The 399-nt window shown below is 74.4% G+C and carries 1 protein-coding gene; it reads left to right on the top strand.

Annotated features, from left to right (window positions below; all coding sequences use genetic code 11):
• The first annotated feature begins 171 nt into the window (after positions 1-171).
• Entirely contained in the window at positions 172-300 is a 129-nt protein-coding gene (locus JHD67_RS22680; RefSeq protein WP_255557458.1) for a hypothetical protein, read from the top strand.
• Positions 301-399: the final 99 nt, after the last annotated feature.

Raw genomic sequence — 399 nt, 5'->3', positions numbered from 1 at the left:
CCCCCCCCCCCCCCCCCCCCCCCCCCCCCCCCCCCCCCCCCCCCCCCCCCCCCCCCCCCCCCCCCCCCCCCCCCCTTTTCAATGCTCATTAGGCAATCCGAGATTCGGTCACGGGTCTCGTGGGCTCTGAGATGTGTATAAGACCCCGGGTCCCTGTCGGAAACCCTTTCCATGCGCCGAACCCTGCTCCTGCTCCCGCTGTGCTCCGTGGTCGGGCTGGCGGACTGCACGGGCGTGGCCGGCTGCACCGGCTGTCTCTTATACACATATGACGCTGCCGACGACAACGTTCGGGTGTAGATCTCGGTGGGCGGGGTGGAAGTAAAAACGGGGGGGGGGGGGGGGGGGGGGGGGGGGGGGGGGGGGGGGGGGGGGGGGGGGGGGGGGGGGGGGGGGGGG

This window comes from Dyella sp. ASV21 (genome assembly GCF_016428975.1).
GTDB lineage: Bacteria > Pseudomonadota > Gammaproteobacteria > Xanthomonadales > Rhodanobacteraceae > Dyella.
Note: the sequence above shows the minus strand (reverse complement) of the source record. Positions and strands in the feature narration are given on the sequence as shown.